Origin of the sequence: Synechococcus sp. R6-5 (genome assembly GCF_047461775.1) — a bacterium.
In the GTDB taxonomy this organism is placed as follows: Bacteria; Cyanobacteriota; Cyanobacteriia; order Thermostichales; family Thermostichaceae; genus Thermostichus.
In genome coordinates, this window is sequence record NZ_JANSHV010000123.1 from 1 (window position 1) to 6,159 (window position 6,159).

At 55.2% G+C, this 6,159-nt stretch carries 5 protein-coding genes; all 5 read left to right on the forward strand.

Annotated elements, in window-relative coordinates; translation table 11 throughout:
- Window positions 1-255 precede the first annotated feature (255 nt).
- Entirely contained in the window at window positions 256-990 is a 735-nt protein-coding gene (gene rph, locus NW818_RS07350) for a ribonuclease PH (protein ID WP_011433341.1), read from the forward strand.
- Window positions 991-1,236: 246 nt separating this feature from the next.
- Entirely contained in the window at window positions 1,237-2,478 is a 1,242-nt protein-coding gene (locus NW818_RS07355) for a response regulator (protein ID WP_011433340.1), read from the forward strand.
- A gap of 604 nt (window positions 2,479-3,082) precedes the next feature.
- Entirely contained in the window at window positions 3,083-4,780 is a 1,698-nt protein-coding gene (locus NW818_RS07360) for an ATP-binding cassette domain-containing protein (protein ID WP_414424201.1), read from the forward strand.
- A gap of 12 nt (window positions 4,781-4,792) precedes the next feature.
- On the forward strand, window positions 4,793-5,431 hold the full coding sequence (locus NW818_RS07365; protein ID WP_414332173.1) for a riboflavin synthase: 639 nt from the start codon (window positions 4,793-4,795) through the stop codon (window positions 5,429-5,431).
- A gap of 11 nt (window positions 5,432-5,442) precedes the next feature.
- Window positions 5,443-6,006, forward strand: a complete 564-nt coding sequence (locus tag NW818_RS07370; protein ID WP_414374890.1) for a shikimate kinase — start codon at window positions 5,443-5,445, stop codon at window positions 6,004-6,006.
- Window positions 6,007-6,159 lie beyond the last annotated feature (153 nt).

Sequence of the window (6,159 nt, forward strand, 5' to 3'; positions counted from 1 at the left end):
GGATTGGGATAAAGCCCGCACCCTGCGCGTAGCGCGGGTGCCGGGTAGTTTACAAGTGCTTCACTTTCTTCCGCGTAGAGGTGGCATACCCGGCAATATCCAATTTGCGGCGGTTGCTACACTTGTCGTCCTTGCCTTCCCAGACCAATTCCGTCCGCAGCCGTCGCCCCAGTCATATTCTGCAGAGATTCCAAGTCCTGAGCCGCATTGGGCAGACATGGTTGACAATGCGAGGGATCCCTTTTTGAACTGTCCATGAGCTGGCAACGCCCAGATAATCGCACCGCTGCTCAATTGCGCCCGGTTTCTTTTGAGCGCCACTTTACCCGCTATGCCCCTGGCTCGGTGTTGGTCAAGTTCGGCCATACCCATGTCCTTTGCACCGCCAGTGTGGCCGAAGAAGTTCCCCCTTTTTTGCAGAACACCGGCCAAGGCTGGCTGACGGCTGAGTACCGCATGTTGCCCGGAGCCACGCAACAACGACAGCCGCGGGAAATGTTGAAACTATCGGGCCGTACTGCCGAGATTCAACGGCTCATCGGGCGCAGTCTGCGCGCCGCCTTGGATTTTCGCAAGCTGGGATCCCGTACCATCACCGTCGATGCCGATGTGTTGCAGGCCGATGGCGGAACGCGCACCGCCGCGATCACAGGGGGCTATGTGGCTCTGCACGACGCCATCACTTGGCTGTACAAACAGGGGGCGCTGGATCCGGCCCAGGGATCCCCGCTGCGGCAGCAGGTGGCGGCCCTTTCAGTAGGAATTGTGCAGGGAGAGGTACTTGTGGATCTGTGCTATGAGGAAGACAGCCAAGCCGAGGTGGACATGAACATTGTTATGAACGAGCAGGGATCCTTCATCGAGATCCAGGGCACTGCCGAAGCCGCCTGCTTCAGTCGCCCGCAACTGCTACAAATGTTGGAGATGGCCCAAGCCGGGATCCAAGAATTGCTCCAAGCCCAACGGCAGGCTCTCAATTTAGAAAGATAGAGCCATAGCCGGACCCTAGCCTTGCAATGGTAATCCTTCAAGGCACTGCATATGGGATCGCATGGGTGTATATCCTGGTTGGCAAAGCGGTATTCCCTTGCTGTAAAGGAATGGCCGGGAAAGCTAAGATCAGCCAGTTGTTAAAATAAGTGAGCTCTCTGAAGCTCTCCTTTCGACGGTTTGAGCGTGTGGCTGAGGTGAATCGCTGCTCATTTGGCCTGAAGAAGTTGGCCCGGAGAACGCTGCATGTCCCGTTTTGTGTTCGGCTCGGAGGAACTTGCGCCACTGCTCAGGCAGCAAGGTTGGCGGTTTACCACTGGATATCTGCACATTCACCTCAAGGGACTGGATCCCTCTGAAGGTGCGGAACCCTGGGTGTTGACCTACTACCACGGCAGGCTGCTTTTTTCTGCCGATCAACCCCTCAACACGCAAATCCTGCTGAAACGACTCTCCCGCTTTATTCCTCGCCTCAACTTGGAATGGCCACAGCGGGCCATCTCGGTGGTGCAAGAGCGCTTGATGAAAGACCATTCCTTACCTGAGCTGCTGGAGGCTATCACGCAATTGGGCCTGCTCAAGCCGGGGGAGCTGGAAGATGCCCTGTGGCTCAACCTGCTTACCGATTTCGACCGCTACCTATTCGAACGGGCAGGCACCTGTTACTTTGAGGTGCAGGAGCAGGTCGCCCAAGAGGCCCCCATTGGCGGGTTTGAGTTGGAGCCGCTGCTGCAAGAAGCCGCCCGGCGCCACGATCGCTGGGCAGATTTGAAGGTGGCGATCCCAACCCTGTTGGCGGTGCCGGTGGTCAATTGGGAACGGGTCAACCGCTACCGCATCACCGATGAGCAACGACAGAAGCTCCACACCCTCACCAAAGATGGCCAGTCGCTGGAAGCAATCGCCAAGAAGCTGTGCCGGGATCGGCTGGAGGTGGCCAATCTCTTTGCCTCCTGGGCGAAAAAAGGTTTGGTCAGCCTACAAACACCCCAAGAGCTGCTGCAGACCAAGCGCCACAACCCGATAACCATCTTGGCGGTGGACGACAGCGTGGTGATGCAGGAAATCCTACGGCAGTATTTGCCCAACTATCAGGTGATTACAACGGGCAACCCCGCCGAGGTGCTTCCTTTGTTGTTTCAGCATCGGCCCCACCTGTTGTTGATGGATATCGCCATGCCGGGGATCGATGGTCTAGAGCTTTGCCGCATTGTGCGCAGCTTAGAAGAGTTTAAGTCCCTTCCCATCCTGATGGTTACCGCTCGCGATGGTCTGCTGGCCCGCATCCGCGGCAAATGGTCGGGGGCAACCGCCTACTTGACCAAGCCCTTCAACGAAAGTCAGCTTAATGCAGAGGTGAAGCGGCTTCTGGCCCAACAGCCGCCTGCCCACAGACAAAATCCTCTGTCGGTTCAGGGAGGCAGAACAGGTCATCCTGCCCTGTTTCAGGGATCCCCCCGTTCCCTCGAGGATCAAGCCAAGGCGTAGTGTCCTTCTGAGTTGATCCCCGTCGCCATTGGCTTTCCTGTCAAAATCAACAAAGGTTTTATGTTAGATAAGAAGTCAACTCAAGAGACCATAACTTGTCTGGGCTGACTGCTAATGTCAATGGATTGATAGCTCATTAGGACATGCCCAAAAGAGAAAAATAGGTTGCCGGGGATTTCAGAAACAAGAGACGAAGTAAGCATCCCATACACTGAAAACTTATCCGATCAACCTTCCTCATTGTCATCACGACCGGCTACTTCAATCTCTCTCAGGAACTGGCTTTTCCCCGCTGGCATTAGAGGTCGTTTAAGCCTTAGAGAAGCCTCACAAGGCTTCTGGCAAAAGAGTCCATACTAAGGGTACCGACAAACAAGCCCTGAAGACATGAAAAAAGATCGAACAGGGTTCAGCAGGCACTTCTGAAGGCAAACCAGAAATATTAAACGCTGTCGTGGATCCCGGCAAGATCAATGAGAGGGAGAAATCAAGCAGAAATTGCTCAGGATCCATGGACAGGGATCCCAAGAATACGTAAAATCGAGTAAAGAATGTAAAGAAAACGCCACACTTCTCCAATTGGTCCCGATCCCCAAGGAGCATTATGCTGCGACTGGAACACATTAGCAAAATCTATCCCACCGGTGAGGTGCTCAAGGATGTGAACTGGGAAGTTAAGCCTGGGGATCGCGTCGGCCTAGTGGGAGTAAACGGGGCCGGAAAGACCACCCAGCTCAAGATTATCTGCGGGCAAGAAGAGCCGACCAGCGGCGAGGTGATCCGCCCCGCCAACCTGCGCATCGCCTATCTCACCCAAGAATTTGGAGTGGATCCCGCCCGAACGGTGCGAGAAGAGTTCTGGACAGTCTTTCAAGAGGAAAACCGCATTCACCAAGAAATTGCCCAAATCACCCAACAGATGGAGCAGGCGGACGCGGACACGTTGGAAACCCTTTTGCGCCGTCTAGATCGTCTACAGCGCCAATTTGAGAGTTTACATGGCTATGAACTGGAGGCGCGTATTGAGAAAATCCTGCCGGAAATGGGGCTTGAGCCGGAGGACGGGGATCGGTTGGTGAGCGCCTTCAGCGGCGGCTGGCAGATGCGCATCAGCCTGGGGAAAATCCTGCTGCAAAAACCCGATTTGATGTTGCTAGACGAGCCGACCAACCACCTAGACTTGGAGACCATTGAGTGGCTGGAAAACTACCTCAAGAGCTTGACGATCCCCATGGTGATTGTTTCTCATGATCGAGAGTTTTTGGATCGGCTTTGCACCCAAATTGTGGAGACGGAGCGAGGAGTTTCTACGACATACTTGGGTAACTATTCTCAATACCTACTCCAAAAAGCTGAACGGCGAGAGGCACAACAAGCTGCCTACGAACGTCAGCAAAAGGAAATTGAAAGGCAACAAACCTTCATCGATCGCTTCCGGGCCAGTGCCACCCGCAGCACTCAGGCCAAAAGCCGCGAAAAACAACTGGAAAAGATCGAGCGGGTCGAAGCGCCCATTGGCGACGTGCGTACCCTCAAGTTTCGCTTTCCCCCTGCTCCCCGCAGTGGTCGCGAGGTGGTGAAGATCGAGAATTTGACGCACATTTATGGAGATAAGATTTTGTTTTTGGGTGCGGAGCTGTTGATCGAGCGTGGGGATCGCGTCGCCTTTCTGGGGCCCAATGGGGCAGGAAAATCCACCCTGCTGCGTCTTATCACCGGCCTAGAGCAACCTACCGAGGGATCTGTGAAATTGGGAGCACACAATGTGATCCCTGCCTACTTCGAGCAAAATCAAGCAGAGGCTTTGGATCTGAGCAAAACCGTCTTGGACACCATCCATGACGAAGTGCCCGACTGGAAAAACGAAGAAGTGCGCACGCTGTTGGGTCGCTTTTTGTTCAGCGGCGACGCCGTTTTTAAGAAAGTAGCGGCTTTGAGCGGGGGAGAAAAAGCCCGCTTGGCGTTGGCGAAAATGCTACTTCAGCCGGCCAACCTACTGATTTTGGATGAGCCCACCAACCACTTAGATATCCCGGCCAAAGAGATGCTGGAAGAAGCTTTACAGCATTACGATGGCACGGTGATCCTTGTTTCTCACGACCGCTACTTTATCTCAAAAGTGGCCAACAAGATTGTAGAGATTCGCAACGGAGAGTTGGTCGCCTACCAGGGCAACTATCACTACTATCTAGAAAAGATCGCTGAAGAGAGAGAGAAAGCCCGACAAGAGCGAATCGCTGCCGAAAAACGAGCCAAAGAGCGAGAAAAACAGAAAGCCAAAAAGGCAGCCGGCAAAACCTAAGGAGCCAAAGCAATGTTTACGGGTCTGGTTCGAAGTTTGGGCACAGCCCAGTTGATCAATTCTTCACAGCTACGGGTTACCTGTCCCCGGTTGCAACCTCAGTTGGCCTATGGAGATAGCGTGGCGGTGGACGGCCTTTGCCTGACGGTGGTGGAGATTCTGCCCGATGGATTTTTGGCCGATGTTTCGCCGGAAACCCTGCGGCGCTCGACTTGGGGCCAGGGATCCCTCGGCCCGCGCACAGTCAACCTGGAACCGGCGCTGCGGGTAGGAGACAAGTTAGGGGGGCATTTTGTCAGCGGCCATATCGATGGGGTGGGGCAACTGTGGGATCAAGCCGCCACTGGCAACGCCTGGGAGCTGAGCTTCAAGGTTCCTGAAGAGATCGGGCGTTACATCGTACCCAAGGGCAGCGTGGCGGTGAATGGGGTGAGCTTGACCATTGCTGAGGTGCGCCAAGGGGGCTGCTGGTTCAAGGTGGCTGTGATCCCCCAAACCTACCGCGAGACCAACCTTTCTCAGCTCCAAGTTGGGGATCCCGTCAACATAGAGGCGGATATTTTGGGCAAGTATGTGGAAAAATTGCTGGGCTTGCTGCCCCCCGAGAGCAGCGTTTCTCTGGAGTTTCTGGCCGAGCATGGCTATATCTAGGTACCTTTCCCATGATCCACCCCGAGGAAGTTGAGCGCCTGCGCGGCGTAAATGTTTATCTCATTGGGATGATGGGCAGCGGCAAATCCACCGTGGGATCGGAGCTGGCAGCCCAGTTGCGCTTTCAATTTTTCGACACCGATGGTCTGGTGGAGCAGGTGGGGGGTTCTTCCATCGCTCAGATCTTCGCCGAGCATGGGGAAGCCTACTTCCGGGATCTGGAGACGCAGGTGTTGGCCCAGTTGAGCAGCTACACCCGGTTGGTGATCGCCACAGGCGGCGGCATTGTGTTGCGCCCCAAAAATTGGAGCTACTTGCACCATGGCCTCACCGTTTGGCTGGATGCGACCCCCGAGCTGATTTGGCAGCGGCTCAAGCGGGATCCCGGCCAACGCCCCCTGCTGCAAACCCCCGACCCCCAAGCTGCCCTGTACAAGCTGATGCAAGAGCGAGAGCCGTTCTACGCCCAAGCCGACGTGCGGGTGCCTATCCGGTCAGAAACTAGCCCGCCCCAGTTGGTTGAACAGATCTGGCAAGCCATTCGCGCCCGCTTGCGAGATGGGATCCCTTCCTAGCCACCTCATGCCCATTACAAAAAACAAAAAGGGATCCCTTGGGGGATCCCTGAACTCTTCAATACTCAAGTGGATTACTTAAGATTCGCCGGGAGCGGATCCCTGACGAGACCAGAACGGCTTCCTTTAGAGCGCATTGCCGCGGGGGAGGAC

Bases quoted from the DNA above. Each gene is read 5' to 3' on its own strand.
- NW818_RS07360 (WP_414424201.1), top strand. From the start codon at position 3,083: ATGCTGCGACTGGAACACATTAGCAAAATCTATCCCACCGGTGAGGTG.
- NW818_RS07365 (WP_414332173.1), top strand. From the start codon at position 4,793: ATGTTTACGGGTCTGGTTCGAAGTTTGGGCACAGCCCAGTTGATCAAT.
- NW818_RS07355 (WP_011433340.1), top strand. From the start codon at position 1,237: ATGTCCCGTTTTGTGTTCGGCTCGGAGGAACTTGCGCCACTGCTCAGG.
- rph (WP_011433341.1), top strand. From the start codon at position 256: ATGAGCTGGCAACGCCCAGATAATCGCACCGCTGCTCAATTGCGCCCG.
- NW818_RS07370 (WP_414374890.1), top strand. From the start codon at position 5,443: ATGATCCACCCCGAGGAAGTTGAGCGCCTGCGCGGCGTAAATGTTTAT.